The 19,392-nt window shown below is 66.9% G+C and carries 20 protein-coding genes, 1 tRNA gene and 1 pseudogene; 14 read left to right on the forward strand and 8 right to left on the reverse strand.

Annotation, left to right across the window (positions count from 1 at the left end):
- Window positions 1-88 precede the first annotated feature (88 nt).
- The 4 genes and pseudogenes from ABFX46_RS11060 to dcd form a co-directional block, all read right to left on the reverse strand.
- Entirely contained in the window at window positions 89-973 is an 885-nt protein-coding gene (locus tag ABFX46_RS11060; RefSeq protein WP_346041631.1) for a glycine betaine ABC transporter substrate-binding protein, read from the reverse strand.
- Between the two features lie 217 nt (window positions 974-1,190).
- A pseudogene (locus tag ABFX46_RS11065) lies at window positions 1,191-1,847 on the reverse strand (ABC transporter permease); the annotation flags it as partial.
- 160 nt (window positions 1,848-2,007) lie between these two features.
- Window positions 2,008-3,258, reverse strand: coding sequence for a quaternary amine ABC transporter ATP-binding protein (locus ABFX46_RS11070; RefSeq protein ID WP_346041634.1), 1,251 nt, complete (start codon window positions 3,256-3,258; stop codon window positions 2,008-2,010).
- A 171-nt stretch (window positions 3,259-3,429) separates the two neighbouring features.
- Window positions 3,430-4,005 carry a dCTP deaminase gene (gene dcd, locus ABFX46_RS11075; protein WP_131943466.1) on the reverse strand — a complete coding sequence of 192 codons (576 nt, stop codon included), beginning with the start codon at window positions 4,003-4,005 and terminating at the stop codon, window positions 3,430-3,432.
- 79 nt (window positions 4,006-4,084) lie between these two features.
- Between dcd and ABFX46_RS11080 the strand changes: the two genes are divergently transcribed.
- Window positions 4,085-4,155 (forward strand) — tRNA-Gly (locus ABFX46_RS11080).
- A 90-nt stretch (window positions 4,156-4,245) separates the two neighbouring features.
- Here the strand turns inward: ABFX46_RS11080 and ABFX46_RS11085 are convergent.
- The gene (locus ABFX46_RS11085) at window positions 4,246-4,557 is read right to left on the reverse strand and encodes a tyrosine-type recombinase/integrase (protein WP_346042137.1); all 312 of its coding nucleotides are present in this window, start codon (window positions 4,555-4,557) and stop codon (window positions 4,246-4,248) included.
- A complete protein-coding gene (locus ABFX46_RS11090) occupies window positions 4,530-5,240 on the reverse strand; it encodes a site-specific integrase (RefSeq protein ID WP_346041636.1) in 711 nt (236 codons plus the stop codon). The genes ABFX46_RS11085 and ABFX46_RS11090 overlap by 28 nt, the downstream gene beginning before the upstream one ends.
- A gap of 625 nt (window positions 5,241-5,865) precedes the next feature.
- Here ABFX46_RS11090 and ABFX46_RS11095 point away from each other — a divergent pair.
- The 3 genes from ABFX46_RS11095 to ABFX46_RS11105 all read left to right on the forward strand — a co-directional run bounded on the left by ABFX46_RS11095 (window position 5,866) and on the right by ABFX46_RS11105 (window position 6,880).
- Window positions 5,866-6,018, forward strand: coding sequence for an MmcQ/YjbR family DNA-binding protein (locus ABFX46_RS11095; protein ID WP_346041638.1), 153 nt, complete (start codon window positions 5,866-5,868; stop codon window positions 6,016-6,018).
- Window positions 6,019-6,025: 7 nt separating this feature from the next.
- Window positions 6,026-6,394 (forward strand): MmcQ/YjbR family DNA-binding protein, encoded by a 369-nt coding sequence (locus ABFX46_RS11100; RefSeq protein WP_346041640.1) that lies wholly within the window; start codon window positions 6,026-6,028, stop codon window positions 6,392-6,394.
- Window positions 6,395-6,463: 69 nt separating this feature from the next.
- Window positions 6,464-6,880 (forward strand): PPOX class F420-dependent oxidoreductase, encoded by a 417-nt coding sequence (locus ABFX46_RS11105; protein ID WP_346041642.1) that lies wholly within the window; start codon window positions 6,464-6,466, stop codon window positions 6,878-6,880.
- Between the two features lie 510 nt (window positions 6,881-7,390).
- Here ABFX46_RS11105 and ABFX46_RS11110 read toward each other — a convergent pair.
- Window positions 7,391-7,927, reverse strand: coding sequence for a DUF4240 domain-containing protein (locus ABFX46_RS11110; protein WP_346041644.1), 537 nt, complete (start codon window positions 7,925-7,927; stop codon window positions 7,391-7,393).
- Between the two features lie 840 nt (window positions 7,928-8,767).
- Window positions 8,768-9,928, reverse strand: coding sequence for a CaiB/BaiF CoA transferase family protein (locus ABFX46_RS11115; RefSeq protein WP_346041646.1), 1,161 nt, complete (start codon window positions 9,926-9,928; stop codon window positions 8,768-8,770).
- 422 nt (window positions 9,929-10,350) lie between these two features.
- Here ABFX46_RS11115 and ABFX46_RS11120 point away from each other — a divergent pair, with 422 nt between their 5' ends.
- Genes ABFX46_RS11120 through ABFX46_RS11165 form a run of 10 tightly spaced genes read left to right on the forward strand, consistent with a single transcriptional unit; the run spans window position 10,351 to window position 19,376 of the window.
- Window positions 10,351-11,049, forward strand: coding sequence for a fumarylacetoacetate hydrolase family protein (locus ABFX46_RS11120; protein ID WP_346041648.1), 699 nt, complete (start codon window positions 10,351-10,353; stop codon window positions 11,047-11,049).
- Window positions 11,046-11,798: a GntR family transcriptional regulator gene (locus tag ABFX46_RS11125; RefSeq protein WP_346041650.1), complete on the forward strand. Its 753-nt coding sequence runs from the start codon at window positions 11,046-11,048 to the stop codon at window positions 11,796-11,798. Before ABFX46_RS11120 ends, ABFX46_RS11125 begins: the two co-directional genes overlap by 4 nt.
- Before the next feature lie 33 nt (window positions 11,799-11,831).
- Complete coding sequence (locus tag ABFX46_RS11130) at window positions 11,832-12,830, forward strand: VOC family protein (protein ID WP_346041652.1); 999 nt, start codon at window positions 11,832-11,834, stop codon at window positions 12,828-12,830.
- Between the two features lie 38 nt (window positions 12,831-12,868).
- Window positions 12,869-14,119 carry an ABC transporter substrate-binding protein gene (locus ABFX46_RS11135; RefSeq protein WP_346041654.1) on the forward strand — a complete coding sequence of 417 codons (1,251 nt, stop codon included), beginning with the start codon at window positions 12,869-12,871 and terminating at the stop codon, window positions 14,117-14,119.
- Complete coding sequence (locus ABFX46_RS11140; RefSeq protein ID WP_346041656.1) at window positions 14,116-14,940, forward strand: branched-chain amino acid ABC transporter permease; 825 nt, start codon at window positions 14,116-14,118, stop codon at window positions 14,938-14,940. Before ABFX46_RS11135 ends, ABFX46_RS11140 begins: the two co-directional genes overlap by 4 nt.
- Window positions 14,933-16,747 (forward strand): branched-chain amino acid ABC transporter ATP-binding protein/permease, encoded by a 1,815-nt coding sequence (locus ABFX46_RS11145; protein WP_346041658.1) that lies wholly within the window; start codon window positions 14,933-14,935, stop codon window positions 16,745-16,747. The genes ABFX46_RS11140 and ABFX46_RS11145 overlap by 8 nt, the downstream gene beginning before the upstream one ends.
- Window positions 16,740-17,465, forward strand: a complete 726-nt coding sequence (locus ABFX46_RS11150) for an ABC transporter ATP-binding protein (RefSeq protein ID WP_346041660.1) — start codon at window positions 16,740-16,742, stop codon at window positions 17,463-17,465. Before ABFX46_RS11145 ends, ABFX46_RS11150 begins: the two co-directional genes overlap by 8 nt.
- Before the next feature lie 6 nt (window positions 17,466-17,471).
- A complete protein-coding gene (locus tag ABFX46_RS11155; protein ID WP_346041662.1) occupies window positions 17,472-18,368 on the forward strand; it encodes an alpha/beta fold hydrolase in 897 nt (298 codons plus the stop codon).
- The gene (locus tag ABFX46_RS11160) at window positions 18,365-18,775 is read left to right on the forward strand and encodes a RidA family protein (RefSeq protein ID WP_346041664.1); all 411 of its coding nucleotides are present in this window, start codon (window positions 18,365-18,367) and stop codon (window positions 18,773-18,775) included. The genes ABFX46_RS11155 and ABFX46_RS11160 overlap by 4 nt, the downstream gene beginning before the upstream one ends.
- A gap of 19 nt (window positions 18,776-18,794) precedes the next feature.
- On the forward strand, window positions 18,795-19,376 hold the full coding sequence (locus ABFX46_RS11165; protein ID WP_346041666.1) for a flavin reductase family protein: 582 nt from the start codon (window positions 18,795-18,797) through the stop codon (window positions 19,374-19,376).
- The last annotated feature ends 16 nt before the right edge of the window (window positions 19,377-19,392 follow it).

The raw sequence follows: 19,392 nt of genomic DNA on the forward strand, positions 1-19,392 counted from the left end.
CCCGGGATCACCGGACGGCCCTTCCTCCGCTACGGGAACTGCTCCGAGACGGTCGCCCGCGTCAAGACGGACGATCCATCGCGGTACGTCAGCTCGTCAGGGACGTCGCGTAGCTCTGGTTGGTCTTCAACCACTCGTCGACGGCCTCGTCGGGGTTGCCCTTGTACTTGTTCTCCATGAGGTCCTCAAGGGTCCCCAGCTGCTTGTCGTCCATCTTGAACTTCTTCAGCCAGCCGGCGACGTCCGGCTGGTCCTTGCCGAAGCCCTCACGGGCGACGGTGTAGATGGTGTCCGGCTTGCCCATCGCGCCCTTCGGGTCCTTCAGGTCGCGGATCGGGTACTTCGCGTACGCCCAGTGCGGGCGCCACAGCGTGACGACGATGTCCTGCTTGGCGTCGATGGCCTTCTTCAGTTCGGTCAGCATCGCCGCCGTCGAGGACGTCGTCACCTTGTACTCGTCCTGCAGGCCGTACGCGGGAAGCATCTTCTCCTGCGACACCCGGTACAGGCCGGAGCTCTTCTCGATGCCGACGATCTTGCCGTCGTACGTCTTGCCCTTGCCCTTGAGGTCCTCGAGGGACTGCAGCGGCGAGTAGTCCGGGACGGCGATCGTCAGCGGCGCCGCGTCGTACCAGGCGCCGACCTTCTCCAGCTTGTCGCCGTACTGCTTCCAGTAGTCCTCGTGGGTGCCGGGCAGCCAGGAGTCGAGGAAGAGGTCCACGTCCCCCTTCGACATGCCGGCGTAGAGCGGGCCCGTGTCGAGGGTCTTGACGTCGACCTCGTAGCCCTTGTCGGTGAGCAGCCGCTTCCAGAGCGCCGTCGCGGCCTCACCCTCGGCCCAGCCCGAGACCATGCCGATGGTGATCTCCTTGTCGTCACCCCCACCCGAGTCGGAGTCGCCGCACCCGGCGGCGCTCAGGCCGAGCGTCAGCGCCAATGCCGCGACCGTCAGACCCTTCAGTTTGAAACGCATGCCCATCCTTTCGTCGTCCTGCATCAGTGAGAGGTAGGGGGAGCGGAACCTTCGCCGGCGCCTGTGGACGCCTGTGCACGCCGGCTGCCCGCCGGACGCCGTCCGGCCGGGCTCAGCCGACGAGGTCGGCCGTTGGGGCGGCCACGTCGCGGGGGGCCGCTCCGCGGGTGGCCTTGCCGCGCGCGAACAGCGCGCGGAGCATGCTGGGGCCCTCGCCCAGAGCGCCGGTGAGGCGGTCCAGGTAGATGGCCAGGATGACGACGGCGATGCCGCCTTCGAAGCCCTTCGCGACGTCCACCCGGTTGATGCCCTCCAGCACCACGCCGCCGAGGCCGCCCGCGCCGACCATGCCCGCGATGACGACCATCGACAGCGACAGCATGATCAGCTGGTTGACGCCCGCCATGATGGACGGCATGGCCAGCGGGATCTGGATGCGGGTCAGGATCCGGTTCGGCGGCGTGCCGAACGCCTCGCCCGCCTCCACCATCTCCGGGTCGACCCCGCGGATGCCGAGCTCGGTCAGCCGCACTCCCGGCGGCATCGCGAAGATCACCGTCGCGACCACGCCGGGCACGGAGCCGATGCTGAAGAAGAAGATCGCCGGGATCAGGTAGACGAACGCCGGCATCGTCTGCATGAAGTCGAGGACGGGCCGGACGATCCGGCTCACCAGGTCGCTGCGCGCCGCCGCGATGCCGATCGGTATCGACAGGGCGGTGGACACCACCGCCGACACCAGGACCAGGGCCAGCGAGTCGATGGACGCGTCCCACAGCTCCATACTGTCGATCAGCACGAAGCCGAGGACGGTGAACACGCCGAGCCTCCAGCCGCTGATCGCCAGCGCGATGAGGGCCAGCACCACGGTCAGGCCCAGCGGCGGCAGGAACCCGAGCACGCTCGTCAGGGAGTCGACCGACCACTCGATCGCCGAACCGATCCCGTCGAACAGCCACGACAGGTTGTCGGTGCACCAGGTCACCAGATTGTCGAACCACTCTCCGACGGGCACCCGGGGCAGCTCGATCGCGTCACTCACCGTCGCCGCCCTCCTTCGCCAGCGCGAGTTCGGGCTCCTGCTCGACCACGTCCTCCACGTGCGCGTTGATCGCGCCGAGCGCCGCCAGCAGCGTCACCCGCGGGATGACGCCGAGCAGCGTCCCGTTCTCGTCCGCGACCGGGACCGGCAGGTCGCTCTCGGCGACCCGGACGAACAGGTCGGCGACCGGGGTGTCCGGCGCCACCGGCTCCGGCTCCTCCGGGTCGATCAGCCCGTCGAGCGTCTGGACGTTCTCCTGCACCGCGTCCGCGATCACCGTGGCGCGGACCCGGCCGACCAGCGTGCGGTCGCGTCCGATCACGAACGCCGCCGACGTCTGGTGCTCGCGCATCGTCCGCAGCGCCGTCCGCGGCCCCGTGGACGCCAGCACCGTGACCAGCGGCTTCTCCATGACCGACGAGGCCGTTAGCACCCTGGTACGGTCCACGTCCGCGACGAACTGGGCGACATAGTCGTTCGCCGGGTCGGTCAGGATCTCCTCGGCCGTGCCGATCTGCACGATCCGGCCCTCGCGCATCACCGCGATGCGGTCTCCTATGCGCATCGCCTCGTTCAGGTCGTGCGTGATGAAGACGATGGTCTTCCCGAAACGGCCCTGCAAGTCGAGAAGGAGGTCCTGCACCTCCCGGCGGATCAACGGGTCCAGGGCGCTGAACGCCTCGTCCATCAAGATGATGTCGGTTCCGGAAGCGAGCGCTCTCGCAAGCCCGACGCGCTGCTGCATACCGCCCGACAACTGGCCGGGGAGCTTGTCCTCCCAGCCTTCAAGACCCACCAGACCCAGGAACTCACGGGCCTTCTTCTCGCGTTCTTCCTTCGCGACGCCGCGGACCTCGAGCCCATACGCGGCGTTGGCCAGAACCGTCCGGTGGGGGAACAAGGCGAAGTGCTGGAAGACCATACTGACCTTGTTCTGGCGAAGGGTCCGCAGCGCCTTCGGCGACATCTTCGCGATGTCCTGCCCGTCGATCTCGACGCTTCCTGACGTGACCCCGAGCAACCCGTTCAGCATCCGGATGAGGGTCGACTTCCCCGACCCCGACAGGCCCATGACCACGAAGATCTCGCCCTGCCGGACCTCGAACGAGGCGTCCACCACGGCGGGTGTCACCCCGAGGTCGCGGACCGCCTTCAGATCGGCGCCCGCCTTCAGTTTCCGTTGTGCCTCTGCCGTCTTACGACCGAAGAGCTTGGTGACGCTTTCCGCGCGGAGTACTGACACGATCTCCTTCCGGGTTCCCACGTCGATGCGCGGAAACGGGTCGCCCTGAGCGCCTGGGCCTCAAAAGAGGCTGTCAACCGGACGCCGTACCTGTGCGTCACCCGAAACTACCCGCCCAGAGAACATGTTTCATCTTTTGGGTGTTTTCATCACGTTCAGGTAACGAATGGGCTACACCTTCGTCCGGTGGAAGTTCAGGTACGACCGCGACGGCGTCGGCCCCCGCTGGTCCTGGTACCGCGACCCGTACTTCGCCGACCCGTAGGGGTACTCCGCCGGCGAACTCGTCCGGAACAGGCACATCTGCCCGATCTTCATCCCCGGCCACAACTTGATCGGAAGCGTCGCCACGTTCGACAGCTCCAGCGTCACGTGACCGCTGAACCCGGGATCGATCCACCCCGCCGTCGAGTGCGTCAGCAGCCCGAGCCGCCCGAGCGAACTCTTCCCCTCCAGCCGCGCCGCGAGATCGTCCGGCAGCCCGAACACCTCGTACGTCGACGCGAGCACGAACTCCCCGGGATGCAGGACGAACGCCTCCTCGGCCTCGACCTCCACCAGCCGCGTCAGATCCGGCTGCTCCACAGCCGGATCGATGTGCGGGTACTTGTGGTTCTCGAACACCCGGAAGTACCGGTCCAGCCTCACGTCCACACTGGACGGCTGGACCATGCCGGGCTCGTACGGGTCGATCTTCACCCGCCCGGACTCGAGCTCGGCCCTGATGTCACGATCGGAGAGCAGCACGCTGAAAAGCTATCCCACCCCACCCACACCCACGATCCGGTACAGTATCCACAGCATGGCGGCGCCCCCAGCGCCCCACGCGGGTGTAGTTCAATGGTAGAACTTCAGCTTCCCAAGCTGACAGCGCGGGTTCGATTCCCGTCACCCGCTCACGACGAAGGCCCAGGTCAGGGGCATGATCCCGGACGCTGGGCCTTGATCGTTTTTGATTGACATCACTGTCGTGCAATTAGCGTGCAACTAGGCCACGGGCACCAGTGACCCCGCCGCCCCGTCATCGTCGTCCCCGTCCCGCTTCTGGTCGGCCTGGACGAGCGCGTTGAGCCCGTCCGCGATCGCACGGTCAGCGGTGCTCGACCGGTGCTGATACCGCAGCGCCGCCCGCTCGTTGTCGTGGCCCATGCGCGCCATCAGGTTGCGCAGGGAGACGCCCATGTCGGCGGCAAGCGTGTTCCCCGTGTGCCGAAGGTCATGGAAGTGCAGGTTCGGGACGCCGAGCGCCTCCACGACCGGCGTCCACCGGGTCAGCTTGTTGAACCCGCTACGCCGCAGCGGCCCGCCCTTGACGCCCGTGAAGACGAGGCATCGTCACCCTTCTTCGTGTACTTGGTCAGGTGCGTGACCAGGTGAGGGACGATCGCGTCCGGAATCGCGACCGTGCGCAGGCCAGCCCGTGACTTGGTCGGCCCCAGGATCATCTGACCGTTCGCCCGCTCGACGTAGGCACCGCGGACCCGGACCGTGCGGTTGGCGACGTCGATGTCACACTGCCGGAGCGCCGTCACCTCATCCCACCGCAGGCTTGCGAACGCGGCGAGGAGGATGAGCGCCCGCAGGCGATCGTCTCTGGTCACGTCCGCGCGCCCGTCTTCCGCCAGCTTCCACAGCGCCCGATCGGCGTCCGGTCGGGTCGCGAAGGTCTGCGGGAGCCGCCGCATGTCGCCGTCCTTGGCCCGGTACCGGACGCGGTACTCGCCGGAGTCGAGTTTGCGGATGTTGCCGACCGGCCGCACGCCGACCCGTTCGGCCAGGTCGAAGACCTGCGCCACGGTGAGGACGGGACGCTCGGCCGCCTCTTCGGTGCCGGCACCGCGCACGCGGCACGGGTTCCGAAGGAGGATCTTGTCCTCTTCAACGGCCGTCATGAGGACGGCCCGCAGCAGCCGGTACGCCTTGGCGGTCATGGTCCCCGACACCCCGGAGGCGAGGAGCGTCGACCGCCACTCGCGGATCACGGCCGTACTCAGCTTGCCGAGGGCACGGCGCCCAGGTGCGGGATGATGTCCACTTCGCGGCATAGTCGCCGACCGTGACCCTGCCCCGCTCAGGGGCGGTCCACTCGTCGCGCGGAGGACGCCGAGGGATCCGGCAAGGAGAGTTGAGCGTGTGTGACCGGGGAACCCCGTCCAGAGTGCCCCGGAGCGTCGCGCGTCTGTGCGGGAGGGGCGCCCGGTCCGAGCGCCAGCGGATCCTTTGCGCACACATGACCGCTTCCTGCGCGGATGCGCCAACAGGCGGGTATTGGGCTGAGATGCCTGTTGAAGCGTTCGGTGATGGAACTGGGCTGACGGGGGGGGTGGGCGTGCCGAGGCCGAGGTTGCGCGCCCGTACTCGCAACCGAAGAGGAGGTTGCCGCGTTGAACGGGAAGGCTTTGCAGGATACGGCGCAGAAGCGGGCTGAGGAGTTGCCGGCGACCAAGCTGAACTCCTTCGAGCCTGGTTGGGAAGCCGTCAGGATGGTGGACCTGGTTCATTTTGGTGACCGAGGTGCCCGGACAGGCCGGTGGTGATCTTGAAGTCGCGTCCGGACGACGCCCGGGCATTGTGCGAGGCGTATGCGGACATCTCCCCGGGCATCACATGAACAAGCGGCACTGGATCACGCTGTCTCCGGGCGATTCGATCGATGAGAAGCTGGTGAAGGAGCTGGTCACCAAGTCCTACCGGCTGATGGTCGCCAACCTGCCCAAGTCCCCCCGGCCGGTCGGCCCAACGCGGTTCGGCGCCGGGTGAGCCGGACATGGCCATCACCGGCAATCGACTTCAGCGTCTGGCCCGCAGCACGGCCAGCGAGCTTCCGGGGGTCAGTCACGGACGGCCGTTCACCGACAAGCTGGATGTCTACAAGGTGGCGGGGAAGGTCTTCCTCATCGTCACCGACGACCCGCACGAGCAGATCATCACCGTGAAGGCCGAGCCCGAGCATGCGCGGTCACTGCGGCAACGGCACGAATCAATCACCGTAGGCCGGTACCTGAACAAGGGGCACTGGATCTCCCTGGCCGCGGGCCGGGAGATCACCGCCACGCTGGTCAAGGATCTGGTCGCGGACTCCTATGAGCTGGTTGCGGCGTCGGTGCCCGCCCGCCACCGCCCCAGGACCGGGTGAGCGGCCACTGAACGCTCCGGCGGTATCCGCCTCGGGGTGCACCGAAAGAAGGGGAGTCCGATGCACACCATGTCGACAAAGGAGTGGCACGAGTTCGTCACACGCGGGGCCCGCACGGGGAAGTTCTCCACGGTCGGACCCGACGGCACGCCGCACATCACTCCCGTCTGGTACGTCTTCGACGGCGAAGCGTTCGCGTTCACTACCAACGGCCAAGCGGCCAAAACGCGCAACCTGCGGCGTGATCCGCGCGCGGCGCTGTGCGTCGACGACGATGCCCCGCCCTTCGCCTACGTCGAGGCCCGCGGCGAGGTGACCTTGAGCGACGACCTGGACGAGCTGGTCGATGTCGCCACCCGGGCCGGCGCCCGGTACGCGGGCCCGGACCAGGCCGAGGAACTCGGCAAGCGCAACGGGATGCCCGGCGAGGTCGTCGTCCGGCTGCACCCCACGAAGGTCATCGCCTACGCCGGGATCACCGAATAGACCACCGCCCGTCCTGCGGCGGTGCGGGCCGCCAGACCCGTTTCGCGCCGCCCGTGCGGACAGCCGTCCTGCCGAGCGGCACGGATCGGAACCATCACCGAGCGGGACGTGTGCGGACCGTTCAAACGAATGCTGACAGCAGCGGCCAGCCAGTGGGGTCGCCCAGGTCAGCGCCCTGATCGCCACCTCGCGCACCCTTCGCCAAGATCTTCTATCACCCGTCTATCACTTTGGACCGTCCGCGATCACGGCGGATGCGGTGACGAAAAACCGGCCTCTCAACGGCCGGGCTCTTTGGCGCCGACGGAACTTGCGGCTTCGTGTGGGGTCCTCATCGCCCCTGCGAGGGTTCGCAACCGAGGTACGGGCGCGAGCTGTCCAAACCATGCGGACGATCTCGTCCTTGTGCTCCCGGGTGAATTGCCGCCCCTGTCGTGCCAACGATCTTCCCTTCCGCTTCTCCCCAACGCTGGTCGGGAGACGTCCGGAAGATCCGGGGCACCTCAGGCACTATGCCTGACGCAGGTCAGGTCCGTATTGGATCGCAGCCATCCTAGGGAAGTGAGCTCGCGCGATGCGCTCGTCCTCGATGTTCACCGATTCACCGGTCAGCCCGGAAGGCCCGGCAGGCGCCCGCTCCGGCATGTCATACGAACCCGTGCGCTCCTCATAGACCGCAAGGACCTGAAGACCGAATGTCTCAGCATGCCCGCAAACGGCGTCCGACCAGGCATCAGCCACATCGGCCAGGCGATCCGGCTCGTCACTGATCCGCTCGAACACCTCCCGTCCTTGACCGATCAGCCATGCCCGAAAGTCGCTGAACGAGTCATCGCTGCACCCCTGCAACAGCAACGCCGCCACATCCCAGACCGGCCACGTGAACGCCCGGTCATCCACCGCCTCCCACCAATGACCGAAGCTCACCAATTCATCCATCGAGAGTCGCAGCAGCCGTGCACGCTGCAATCGCACTTGCTCGGCGAAGACTCCGCCGCTCGCGCCCCGACAACCCTCAATGATCTCCCAGAAGTCATCCTCAGTCATGCGGAAAACCTACTTTCCCACAATGACATCCCAAGCCCCCGACTAGACCGCCTTGATCTCCGCTGCATGGTGCAGATAAGCACCGCCGACTTCAGAATCGCGTCATCGGCCGCCGGCTCACGCCCACGGCGCCAGGCTGGCCGACCCCGCTGTCGGGGTCAGCGTCAACGCTGCGCAGACCTCGACAAAGACCCGTCTGCTTGACCCGCTCTAACGCCTCCTCGCTGACATCACCGCACAAGCCGACGATCTTCCCCCTACGACGGCGACGGCAGTTGAGACTCAGGCTGGTATTGCACCTGACAATCGGCTGCACCAACGAGGTGATCAACCGAATCTCAGACGGCCTGGAGGACGTCATGCAGGTACTCAAATACAAGGATCTGGCGGAACTGTTCAGCGTCGTCGAAATCCCTACCGCTGCCCGAGCCTTCGGCCTCTCGCGCACGTAGTACCAACTGCCAAACAAGATCAGTCCCCTTGCATAGGAAGAGGGAGCGTTAGGTGCGCGTGCAGGAGCAACCACGCGGTCTGACTCGCCTAGTGAGCGGACCGTCACTGCCTATAGGTATCCCGTCACGTTCTCCGAATCACCGCCAGCGACAGCGTCAGCTGTAGCAGGTCCGACGGCGTCGCTGTCCAAAGCCAGGGCCTACATTGGCGAATCCGTCTTGCAAGGAGGCTCGGGGCGCGCCGCTGTCCTGGCGAGTTCCGGGATGGTCGGCAGCGGTCGGAGGCTCGCGACCGTCGGTCCGCGTGCCGTCGACCGATCGTGGAACACCGGAACGCGGCAACCGAATCGATCTCGCATCGCTTTCAACGGCCGGACGTCCGCAGATGTCAATGGTGACCGTTTACCTGAGGCCGAGCGCACTCGGACGAACGGGAAGCGGAGCGCCGACCAGCCGCGAGAGTTGGTGGAGGTGAGACGTACCGGGGTGGTGTGAGGCTCAGGCCGATCGGGTTGGCGACCTGCTGTGACTTTGTTCCGCCGCTGACCAGGTCGATGACAGGTTCGAGCTCTAGGGCCTCGGCGAGCTTGAATGCCTCGGCGATGCTGTTGACCTGTCCCGCCGGGACGCCGGCCTTGGTCAGCTCTGTGATCCAGACGGCCTTCGGTGCCGTCGCCAGCAGGCCGTTGATGAGCTTCACCAGGTCTTGCCGGTTTTCCACGCGCTTCGCGTTGGTCGCGTAGCGCGTGTCTTCGGCAACGTCGGGACGTCCCAGCGTGCGCATGAGTGAGCTGAATTGCCGGTCGTTTCCCACGGCCAAGACCATGGGGCCGTCACCGGCCTCGAAGACACCGTAGGGGACGATCGAAGGGTGATCATTGCCGGTGGCGGTCGGTGTCATGCCGCCTTCCACGTAGGCGCTTGCCTGGTTCGTGAGTGCCGAAAGGGCGGATGAGAGGAGATTCGCCTCGACGCGCTGTCCCTCTCCGGTGCGGCTGCGGTGGCGGAGGGCTGCGAGGATTCCGATGGTGGCGTGCAGGCCGGTCACGACGTCGATGAGTGCGACGCCGACCTTTGTCGGCGCGGCCGGTTCGCCGGTTATCGACATGAGCCCGCTTGTGGCCTGGATCAGCAGATCGTAGCCCGGCAGTTCGCGACCTCCCTTGGTGCCGAATCCCGTGATGGAGCAGTACACGATCCCCGGGTTCAGCTTCCGCGCCGCCTCGTAGCCGAGGCCATGGCGATCCATCGTGCCCGGTCGGAAGTTCTCCACCAGGACGTCACTGGTCGTGACGAGTTCCCGCGCGCGGGCGGAGTCGCCGGCGTCGCGCAGATCCAGTACCACGGACTCCTTGTTGCGATTCACGGCCCGGAAGTACGTCGACTCGCCGTCTCGCCACGGCGGGCCCCAGTGCCGGGTGTCGTCACCCTGCGGGCTCTCGATCTTGAGCACTTCGGCCCCGAGGTCGGCGAGCAACATGGTCGCGTACGGGGCGGCGAGCACCCTCCCGAAGTCGAGGACGCGGACTCCCTCAAGCGCGGACGCCATCTGTCTTCCTCCCGAGTACGTGGACGGGGTGATCTGTGCACAGATATTCGAGCAAGTGTATGCATCTAGTCCAGCGCAGCCCGAGAGTGCAGCTCGTAGGACGAGCTTAAGTGCGGATGCACTCGGGCATCTTGACAGCCTGCATGCAGGTCTGAGACTGTCCTCACACAAACCTGTATACAGGATGGAGTGCGAAGGCGATGAGGTTGGTCACGTACGAGCAAGATGCCGCGTGGCGCGCGGGGCTTCTGGTCGAGGGGAACGTGGTCGACCTTGCCGATGCCGCCACACGGGTGGGGCTGGCGGACGGGCCGGCGTACCCGTGGGTCTCCGTGCGAAGCGTCCTCGAGTCGGTGTCCGCCGCCGACTTGAACGCGGTGCACACGCATGTCGTGCGACATGGCGGCGGCAGGGCGGTTCCGGTGGCGGATGTACGCCTGGGCCCCCCGATTCCGGACCCCGACAAGATCATTTGCATCGGCCTGAACTACCCGCGGCACGTCGCTGAGGTGGGTCTCGAGCGGAGCGCCTTCCCGGAGATCTTCCCCAAGTACCGCAACGCACTGATCGGCTCGGCCGAGCCGATCGTGGCACCCGCACGGACGGCGCAGCTCGACTACGAGGGAGAGCTGGCCGTCGTCATCGGGCGGCGATGCAAGGACGTCCCGGAGGAGGAGGCGTTGGAGCAGGTCGCCGGCTACATGGTCTTCAACGACGTGAGCGCCCGTGACCTCCAGTTGCGAGGAAGCCAGTGGCTGCCGGGCAAGAGCTGCGACTCCTTCGCGCCGTGCGGCCCCGCTCTGGTGACCGCGGACGAAGTTCGGGACCTCACCCGGTCGCACATCGTGACACGGGTCAACGGCGACACCGTGCAGAAGGCGCTGATCGGGGACATGACGTTCTCCGTCGCCGAGATCATCGCCGAGCTCAGCACGCTGATGACCCTCGAAGCCGGGGACATCATCGCGACCGGAACCCCGCACGGCGTCGGTATGTCGTTCGACCCGCCCCGATGGCTGCAGGCGGGGGACGAGGTGGTCGTCGAGATCGACGGAGTCGGCCGGCTGGTGAACACGGTGGCCGCGCCGGGCGGCCCTCACGGTGAGGACGAGCGCCGATGAGCAGCGCATTCGACCTGGCGGGTTCGAGTCTGGCCGTCGAGGGGCTCGAGGGTCCCGAGCAGATCCGGGCGATCCTCCGTGAACTGATCTTCTCCGGCCAGCTCGCCGCCGGTACCCCGCTGTCGCAGGTCCAGCTCGCCGAACAGTTGCAGGTGAGCCGCACCCCGCTCCGGGAGGCGCTCCGGATGCTCGAGGCCGAGGGGCTGGTCGAGTCCGAGCGCAACCGCAGGATGCGCGTCGCATCGCTTTCGGTGACCGACCTCGAACACTCCTATGCCGGCCGCATCGTGCTGGAAGCGTTCGGCGTGCGCATGACCGTTCCGCATCTCGACGCGGAGCGGATCGCCGCATTGCGGGGGTGCCTTGTGGAGATGGACGAGTGCGCGGAGCGCGGCGACTTCGACGGGTGGGAGCTCCCCCATCAGCGATTCCATGACGGTCTGATAGAGGAAGCGGGCGCGCAGCTCGTGCGCCACATCGATCAACTGCAGTCTCATGGACGCCGGTTCAGGAGCCTGTACGTCACCCGGCGCCCCGGCGAGGCCTGGACCCGATCGGCCGTGGAGCACGAGGAGATCCTGAACGCGTGTCTGAGCGGGGACGCCCAGGCCGCGAGTGAGCGGATGGCCAGGCACCTGGCGCAGACCGCACTCACCATGGTCGCCGCCACCGATCCCGGACATGACCCGGTGGCGATCAGGACGGCGCTGAAGACCGTCTGCCCGCCCGACCCATCGGCAAGCCACTAGTCCACGCTTCAACTCTCAGATGGGAGCCCGCTCATGAACGCGTCCAAAAGCGTGCAGGACGTCCAGTTCAAGCCCCGCCGGATCGGGCACGGAAACTTCTTCGTCAGCGATCTGGAACGCTCCATGGCCTACTACGAGCATGTCTTCGGCCTTCAGGTCGTTTTCCGTGAGCCCGGCATCGGCGCGGGTTTCCTGAGCAATGGCAACAGCCATCATGATGTCGGCCTCATCGAGATTCCGAAGAAGACGCTGATCGGTCGGGACGGCCAGGTGCAGGTCCCGGTGAAGGAGGAGCGTAAGCCTGGGCTCAATCACATCGGGCTGGAAATGGAGAGCGAGGCGCACCTCGTCGCGGCGTACGAGCGGGCCATGGCGGCCGGCGCGCCGGTCCATCGGACGGTGGACCACACGATCGCCTACAGCGTCTACATGTTCGACCCGGACGGCTACTACCTCGAGTTCTATGCCGATTCGCAGGACGACTGGCGCGCGATCATGGAGGAGAAGAGCGAGCAGTTGCTGACAGGCGACTGGACGCCCGACCCCGCGGTCGCCTCGGACGTTCCCAAGTACGTCGTCGAGACGGAACGCCGAACCGTCGAAGGTGCACCGTTGCAGCCCCATCGTGCGGCGCGCGCCTCGCTCTTCGTCAGGGACTTGGCCACATCCATCGACTTCTACGCCGACATCGTCGGATTGACGCTCGTCGCCGGCTCGGCCGCGGACGGCTACGCCGTCTTCGCCGGGACGGTCGGCTCCTGGGACCTGGGGCTCTTCCAGGTCGGGGAGGATGCGACCACTCCCCGGATGCACCACTTCGGCTTCGAACTGAGCAGCCCCATCGAACTGGAAACCGTCATGGAAAGACTGCGGGCCGCCGGTGCCCGGGTCGAGGGCCAGATCGTCCACGCCACCAAGCAGAGCGTGTGCGTCCGGGACCCCGACGGAATCCTGTTCGAATTCTACTTCCAGCAGTCGCGAGACGCCGCGGCGCTGCAGAACCCGCCGAAGGACCCGGCCTTTCTGGTCTGAGTGTCGGCGACGCATATTTCCTCAGGGTGTGCGCCCACATGGCTGTCGTGCGCGGTGGCCACAAGCAGGAGGAGAACGGCATGAAGCTGCGTCCAACGAAAAGAGCAACGGTCGCCGTGGCCGCTGCCACGACAATTGCCCTGGGGTTGACGGGCTGCGGCGAGGGTGCCTCGGGCGACGGTTCGGAAAGCATCAAGGTGGGACTCGTCGCCGCCCTGAGCGGGCCTGCGGCGGCTTTCGGGGGACCGCAGAACGCCTCCATGGCCGCGGCCGTCGAGCGCATCAACGGCTCCGGCGGAGTCAAGGTCGACGGAAAGACCTACAAGTTCGAATTCAAGAGCTACGACCACGCCTATGACCCCACCAAGGCGGTGACGGCCGCCAATCAGGCGATCACCAAGGACGGCGTCTCCTTCCTCCAGGTGGACGGCGGGTCGATCGTTCCCGCCGTGCAGCCCGTCGCGGAGAAGCGCGACGTCATGGTGATGGCGCTGGCCGGCGGCGACCAGTACCTCGGCAAGGACCATCCGACCACGTTCCGGCTCTACTACGACATCTCCCGGTCCTTCGGGGCTTCGCTCTCGTACCTGAAGTCGAAGGATTCGAAGGTGCAGAAGGTGCTGGGGATCTTCACCGACGACGAGGTCGGGCGGATCATCGCCGAGCAGAGCGACGGCATCGCGAAGTCGCTGGGCGCCACGCCTTCCAGCGTCTTCATCTCCCGTGACGCCACGGACTTCGCTCCGGTGCTGAACCAGGTGCTGCCGAAGAGCCCGGACGTCATCCAGTTCGGTGGCACGCCTCCGTCCCAGTACGCCGGGATCGTGAAAACGGCACGCCAGCGGGGGTACAAGGGGGACTTCATCTTCCCGGACACCGTCTACCGGCCGGCCGTCGTCGAGGCCGCGGGCAAGGAAGGCGTTGAGGGAAGTGTCTCCTCGCCGTTCTTCGGTGCCTTCACCAGCGAGGAAGGCAAGTACTGGACCGACAACATCTCGAAGCACAAGGGCGGGGACCCCTCCCAGGGGTGGAGCGCTCTGGCCTACGACAACCTCTTCCTGCTGAAGGCGGCCATCGAGAAGGCGGGCACCCTCGACACGAAGAAGGTCAGCCAGGCGATGCAGGAGGTCAGCTTCGACGGTGCGGTGGGCGAGGTCCGGTACGGGGGCAAGGACAAGTACGGCCTGAACCAGGTCATCGAGATGGACTTCCCCGTGGCCGAAATCCAGAAGGACGGCACCCTCAAGCAGGTCACCGTGGTGCCGGCCGCGGAGGCGAACCGCTGGTGAACCCCTCCATCGCCTCGTTCCTGCAGATGCTCTTCAACGGGCTGTCTCTCGGAGCGACGCTGGCTCTCATCGCGGTGGGCCTGACGATGGTCTTCGGGGTCCTCCACGTGGTGAACTTCGCGCACGGCGTGCTGTTCATGTTCGGTGCCTACACCACCTACTTCGTGGTCGAGGTCCTGGAGCAGAGCTACTTTGCGGCGCTGGCCGCCACCGTCTTCCGGAGGTTCCAGGGCCTGCTGCTCGAGGGCGCGATCGCCGGCATCCTGCTGGCGCTCCTGCTGGAGAACCTGGCACTGGTCTGGTTCGGGGCTTCGCCCAAGAACGTCGCAGGCCCCTTCACCGATGTGGTCGCGCTCGGCGGCGTGTACCTCGAGGCCCAGCGCATGCTGATCATCGCGATCGCGGTCGTGCTGGTGACGGCACTGCACCTGTTCGTGACCCGGACCCGGCACGGACGGGCTCTGCGGGCGACGCAGCAGGATCCCTTCGCGGCCCGGCTGCAGGGGATCGCCGTCCGGCGAGTGATGATCATGACGTTCGCGATCGGCGGCGCGCTCGCCGGAGCAGCCGGCGCGCTGGTGGCTCCGCAGCAGGTGCTCCTGCCGTCGATGGGGCAGCCGCCCCTGCTCCTGGCCTTCGTCATCGTCATCGTCGCCGGCATGGGCAGCGTCAAGGGAAGCCTCATCGTCGCCGTCGCGATCGGACTGCTGCAGAGCGCGATTTCGACGTACTGGGTTCCTGAAGCGGCCGTCTGGAGCAGCTTCGCCGTCGCGCTCTGTTTCCTGGCCCTGCGACCCCGGGGAGTGTTCGGAAATGCCTGACAGCATTCGATCCAGCCGACCGGTAGGCCTGCGTCAATGGGGGAAGATCAGCGCGGCTCTCGGCCTTCTCGCGGGTGCCGCGTTCGGCCTGACGGCGGGTGAGTACTACCTCAACGTCGCCGTCCTGGCGTTCCTGTCGTTGATCATGGCCGTCAGCCTCAGGCTTCTCATGCTGGCCGGTGAGGCGGCGTTGTGCCATGGCGCGTTCTACGCCTTCGGCGCCTACACCACGGGCATCCTGACCACGCAGCACGGCATGCCGTTCTGGTTCACCGTCCCCCTCGGCGGCCTCGTGGCGGCGGTCGGCGCCCTGATCATCGGAGTGTCGAGCTTTCGGACCAGCGGCTCCTACTTCCTGCTCATGACGTTCGGTTTCCTGATCGTCGCGTCGTCGATCATCGAGTCGTGGACGGGGCTCACCGGCGGCTTCTCGGGCATCGTCGGGATCTCGTCCCCCGCGGGAGTCGACTCGCTCGCCGGCTGGTACTGGCTCACGTTCGCGCTGGCCGCACTCGTCTTCGTGATCTTTCTCTTCATCGAGTCGTCCCGCTGGGGGCTCGGACTCAAGGCGCTCGGCCAGTCGCGGGAACTCGCGCAGTCGATCGGCATCTCGCCCTTCCCGAACATGCTGGTCGCCTTCGCGGTCGGCGCCCTCTTCGCGGGCATCGCGGGCTCCTTCTACGCCGGCTACGTGTCGTTCATCGCACCGTCCAGCTTCTCGTTCTGGTTGTCGGTCTACGTGCTGATGTACGTGATCATCGGCGGGTCCAGGTATCTCGTCGGCGCGGTGGTCGGAACTTTCGTGCTCGCCGTGATCCCGGTGCTGGCGAACTGGTCCGAGGAGTACGTCGCCATCTTCACTGCCGCCGCGACGCTGGTCATCCTCATGGCCGTCCCGACCGGAATCGTCACCACGCTCGGGCGCCGGTTCGGTGGCCGGACGATGGCGGTGGCCCTGCACACGCGTGTCCAGCCGGACGCCCGCCCGCACCCGAAGGTCGCTCAGGATGCGCCCGCCCATGGCGAGGGGCCTCGGGAAGGCCAGGTCCTGCGGCTGTCCGGCGTGTCGAAGAGCTTCGGTGGCCTGCAGGCCCTTGACGACGTCTCGTTCAACGTCCTGCCGGGTGAGACGTTGGGCATCATCGGCCCGAACGGTGCCGGGAAGACGACGCTGTTCAACCTGATCAGCGGCTTCGACTCCCCGTCGCAGGGCACGATCGCGCTCGGTGAGCGGCGGCTCAACGGGATCGGGCCGGCGAGGATCGTCCGCCACGGCCTGACTCGCACCTTCCAGCACTCGAGTGTGTTCGGGGAACTCTCGGTGTTCGAGAACCTGGTGGTCGCCTGCCGGAGCCGAGGCACCGGGCTGCTGCACCGCCTCCAGCCGGTCGAGCGGGATGGGACGGCTCTGGCCGAAGCCCAGTCACTGCTCGAACGCTTCGACATGGTGAGTTGGGCAGGGGCCGCCGCCGATGACCTGCCGTACGGTGCGCGGAAGCGGCTGGGTGTCGCCATCGGCATGGCGACCAGACCGCGAATGCTGTTCCTGGACGAGCCCATGGCCGGCCTCACCGACCCGGAAGTCCAGGAGATGACCGAACTGCTCCGGGCCCTGGCGCAGTCGGGCGAGACGACGATCGTCCTCATCGAGCACCGGATGAGCGCCGTGACGGACCTCTGCGATCGGCTCGTCGTGCTCGACTTCGGCCGCGTGATCGCGGACGGGACACCGGAGGACGTCACCGGCGACCCCCGTGTCGTCGAGGCGTATCTGGGCGGCTCTCTGGAGGGAATCGAACATGTCTGAGGCGATTTCCCTGGAGATGCGGTCGGTGTCGGCGACCTACGGGCCGGTGCAGGCGCTCTCGGACGTCACGATGGCGCTGCCGTCCGGTTCGACGACGGCGATCATCGGCGCGAACGGCGCGGGGAAGACCACGACGCTGAACGTCATGGCCGGCCTGCACCGGGTTTCGGAGGGAACGGTCGTCATGGGCGGGACCGAGCAGCCCAGGCGGCGTACCGCCGTGATCCGCGCCGGCATCGGTTACTCACCCGAAGGGCGCCGGGTGTTCCCGCGGATGAGCGTCGAGGAGAACCTCCTCATCGGCGCGCAGCACGACCGCCGGCGCCGTGACGTCGAAGCCCGGCTGCGAGGCGTCTTCGACCGGCTTCCGCTGCTCCACGAGCGCCGCTCCCAGGCCGCCGGGACGCTCAGCGGCGGCCAGCAGCAGATGCTGGCCATCGGACGCGCCCTCATGCGCGACCCGAAGGTGCTGCTCCTCGATGAGCCGACACTCGGTCTGTCGCCCAAGATGGTCCTGGAGATCGCCGGGCTGATCCGCGGCATCGGCGCCGAAGGCATCACCATCGCGCTGGTCGAGCAGAACGCGCGCGTCGCGCTGGCGCTGGCGCAGCACGCCTACATCCTGGAATCGGGCAAGGTCGCGCTGAGCGGCCCGGCCGCGGAGGTGCGGAGCGACCCGCGGATCCAGGAGAGCTACCTGTCGAAGAGCGGCGGGTGAGTGGCCGTGCCCCAACGTACGGACCATTTCTGGTCCTCCATCGCGAACGTGCCCTCACGCACGTACTGGCGGCACATTGACGGCGTCTCCACCCGCATCCTCGAGTTCGGGGAGGCCGACGCGCCGCCGCTGATCATGGTGCACGGCACCGGCGGGCATGCCGAGGCCTTCATCCACAACGCGGCCGCTCTGTCCGAGCGCCACCGGGTGATCCTCTACGACCTGCCCGCGCATGGCTGGTCCAGCGCTCCGGAGCGGGCGTACGAGATCGCCGACTACATCACTCACCTGGAGGGCATCACCGAGGAGCTGGGCATCTCCGCCCTGCTGCTCTGCGGCCAGTCCCTCGGCGGGTGGATCGCCGGCCGGTTCGCCGCGCAGAACGGTGCGCGGGTCCAGCGGCTGGTGCTCGTCGGTGCCGGCGGCCTCGACAGTGATGTGTCGAGGATGCGGACCGTGCGCTGGCAGAGCCTGGACGCGGTCCAGCATGCGACGGAGGCTTCGGTACGGCGCCGGCTGGAAGCCATCATGGGCCGCCCCGAGCACGCCACCGATGAGCTCGTGCGCTGCCGCATGGCCATTTACTCGCAGGCCGACGCGGGACGGCGAATGGAATACGCGCTGCGGTTGCAGGATCCCGACGTGCGGTCCCGAAATCTCCTCAGGCCCGAGGAATTGGGCCGTATCCCTTGTCCCACCCTGGTATTGACCGGCGACGCCGACAGAATCGTCCCGCCGCAGACCTCGCGCAGGTTGAGCCGGTACATCCCGGAGGCGTCGTACGCAGAGATCAGCATGGCGGGGCATTGGCCGCAATTCGAGCAGCCGGACTTGTTCAACGAACTCGTGCTGACGTTCTTGGACACGAATCAACGAACCGAAGAGAAAGAAGCCGAACAATGAGTGATCTGACCACGTTCTCGCAGGCCGACGGTGTGAGCGCGCCGATCGCTCCCTACTCGCTCCTGGTCCGCAGCGACAATGCGCGCTCCACCTACCACATCGCGGGCCAGTGCGCCGTGAACGCGTCCGGTGAGGTGGTGGGAACGACCATCGAGCAACAGACCGCCGCGGTCTTCGACAACCTCACCAGGGTGCTGGCCGTGGACGGGCTGAAGTGGTCGAACGTCGTGAAGCTGACCTGCTTCGTCGTGAATCGCGGAGACATCCCGGGATTCAACGCGACCCGGTCGGAGATCTTCGCCGAGCTTCTGCCGGACGGCCCGTACCCGGCCAACAGCCTCCTCATCGTCTCCGGCCTCGTCTGGCCCGAGCTGCTACTCGAGATCGAGGGGGTGGCGGTTGCCTAGCGAACGCCAGGTCCACGCCGTGAACGGACAGCGGGAGGCGGCCCTCATGACCCGGATCGATCCGCGGGAGCTGCGGCAGGTGTTCGGCAAGTTCGCCACCGGCGTGACGGTCGTGACCTACCAGGACGACGGCGTGCCGCGCGGTGCGACCGTGAACTCCTTCACGTCGGTGTCCCTGGAGCCGCCCCTGGCGCTGGTCAGCCTGGACCGGCGTTCCAGGGCCTGCGGCAACCTGCATGACCGTCCGTTCGCGATCAACATCCTGACCGCCGGCCAACGGGACCTGGCGCTGCACTTCGCCGGCGTCCCGCAGTCCTCGGTCAGGGACCCCTTCACCGGCACCGACGGCCGAGACGAGCCGCCCGTCATCCGGGACTGCCTGGCGTACATCGCCTGCGTCCCCTGGGCAGTGCACGAGGCCGGAGACCACCGGCTGTTCATCGGCGAGGTCGTCGACGCGTCCGAGGGCAGGGCGGCCGAGCCGCGGCCGCTCGGCTTCTTCGGAGGCGGATTCTGCCGCGTCGAGAGCGGTGAACGCAGCTGGGCCGCGAGCAACGAACTGATCGCGGCGATGCAACAGAACCTTTCTTTTTCCTGGTAGCAGCACCACAAAGGGG

It is taken from the genome of Actinomadura chokoriensis, assembly GCF_039529475.1.
Classification (GTDB): Bacteria; Actinomycetota; Actinomycetes; order Streptosporangiales; family Streptosporangiaceae; genus Spirillospora; species Spirillospora bangladeshensis.

Excerpts from the sequence above, each read along its gene's own strand:
- ABFX46_RS11060 (WP_346041631.1), bottom strand. The coding sequence starts at position 973 with ATGCGTTTCAAACTGAAGGGTCTGACGGTCGCGGCATTGGCGCTGACG.
- ABFX46_RS11095 (WP_346041638.1), top strand. The coding sequence starts at position 5,866 with ATGAACAAGCGGCACTGGATCACGCTGTCTCCGGGCGATTCGATCGAT.
- ABFX46_RS11100 (WP_346041640.1), top strand. The coding sequence starts at position 6,026 with ATGGCCATCACCGGCAATCGACTTCAGCGTCTGGCCCGCAGCACGGCC.
- ABFX46_RS11105 (WP_346041642.1), top strand. The coding sequence starts at position 6,464 with ATGTCGACAAAGGAGTGGCACGAGTTCGTCACACGCGGGGCCCGCACG.
- ABFX46_RS11110 (WP_346041644.1), bottom strand. The coding sequence starts at position 7,927 with ATGACTGAGGATGACTTCTGGGAGATCATTGAGGGTTGTCGGGGCGCG.
- ABFX46_RS11115 (WP_346041646.1), bottom strand. The coding sequence starts at position 9,928 with ATGGCGTCCGCGCTTGAGGGAGTCCGCGTCCTCGACTTCGGGAGGGTG.
- ABFX46_RS11125 (WP_346041650.1), top strand. The coding sequence starts at position 11,046 with ATGAGCAGCGCATTCGACCTGGCGGGTTCGAGTCTGGCCGTCGAGGGG.
- ABFX46_RS11130 (WP_346041652.1), top strand. The coding sequence starts at position 11,832 with ATGAACGCGTCCAAAAGCGTGCAGGACGTCCAGTTCAAGCCCCGCCGG.
- ABFX46_RS11135 (WP_346041654.1), top strand. The coding sequence starts at position 12,869 with ATGGCTGTCGTGCGCGGTGGCCACAAGCAGGAGGAGAACGGCATGAAG.
- ABFX46_RS11145 (WP_346041658.1), top strand. The coding sequence starts at position 14,933 with ATGCCTGACAGCATTCGATCCAGCCGACCGGTAGGCCTGCGTCAATGG.
- ABFX46_RS11150 (WP_346041660.1), top strand. The coding sequence starts at position 16,740 with ATGTCTGAGGCGATTTCCCTGGAGATGCGGTCGGTGTCGGCGACCTAC.
- ABFX46_RS11160 (WP_346041664.1), top strand. The coding sequence starts at position 18,365 with ATGAGTGATCTGACCACGTTCTCGCAGGCCGACGGTGTGAGCGCGCCG.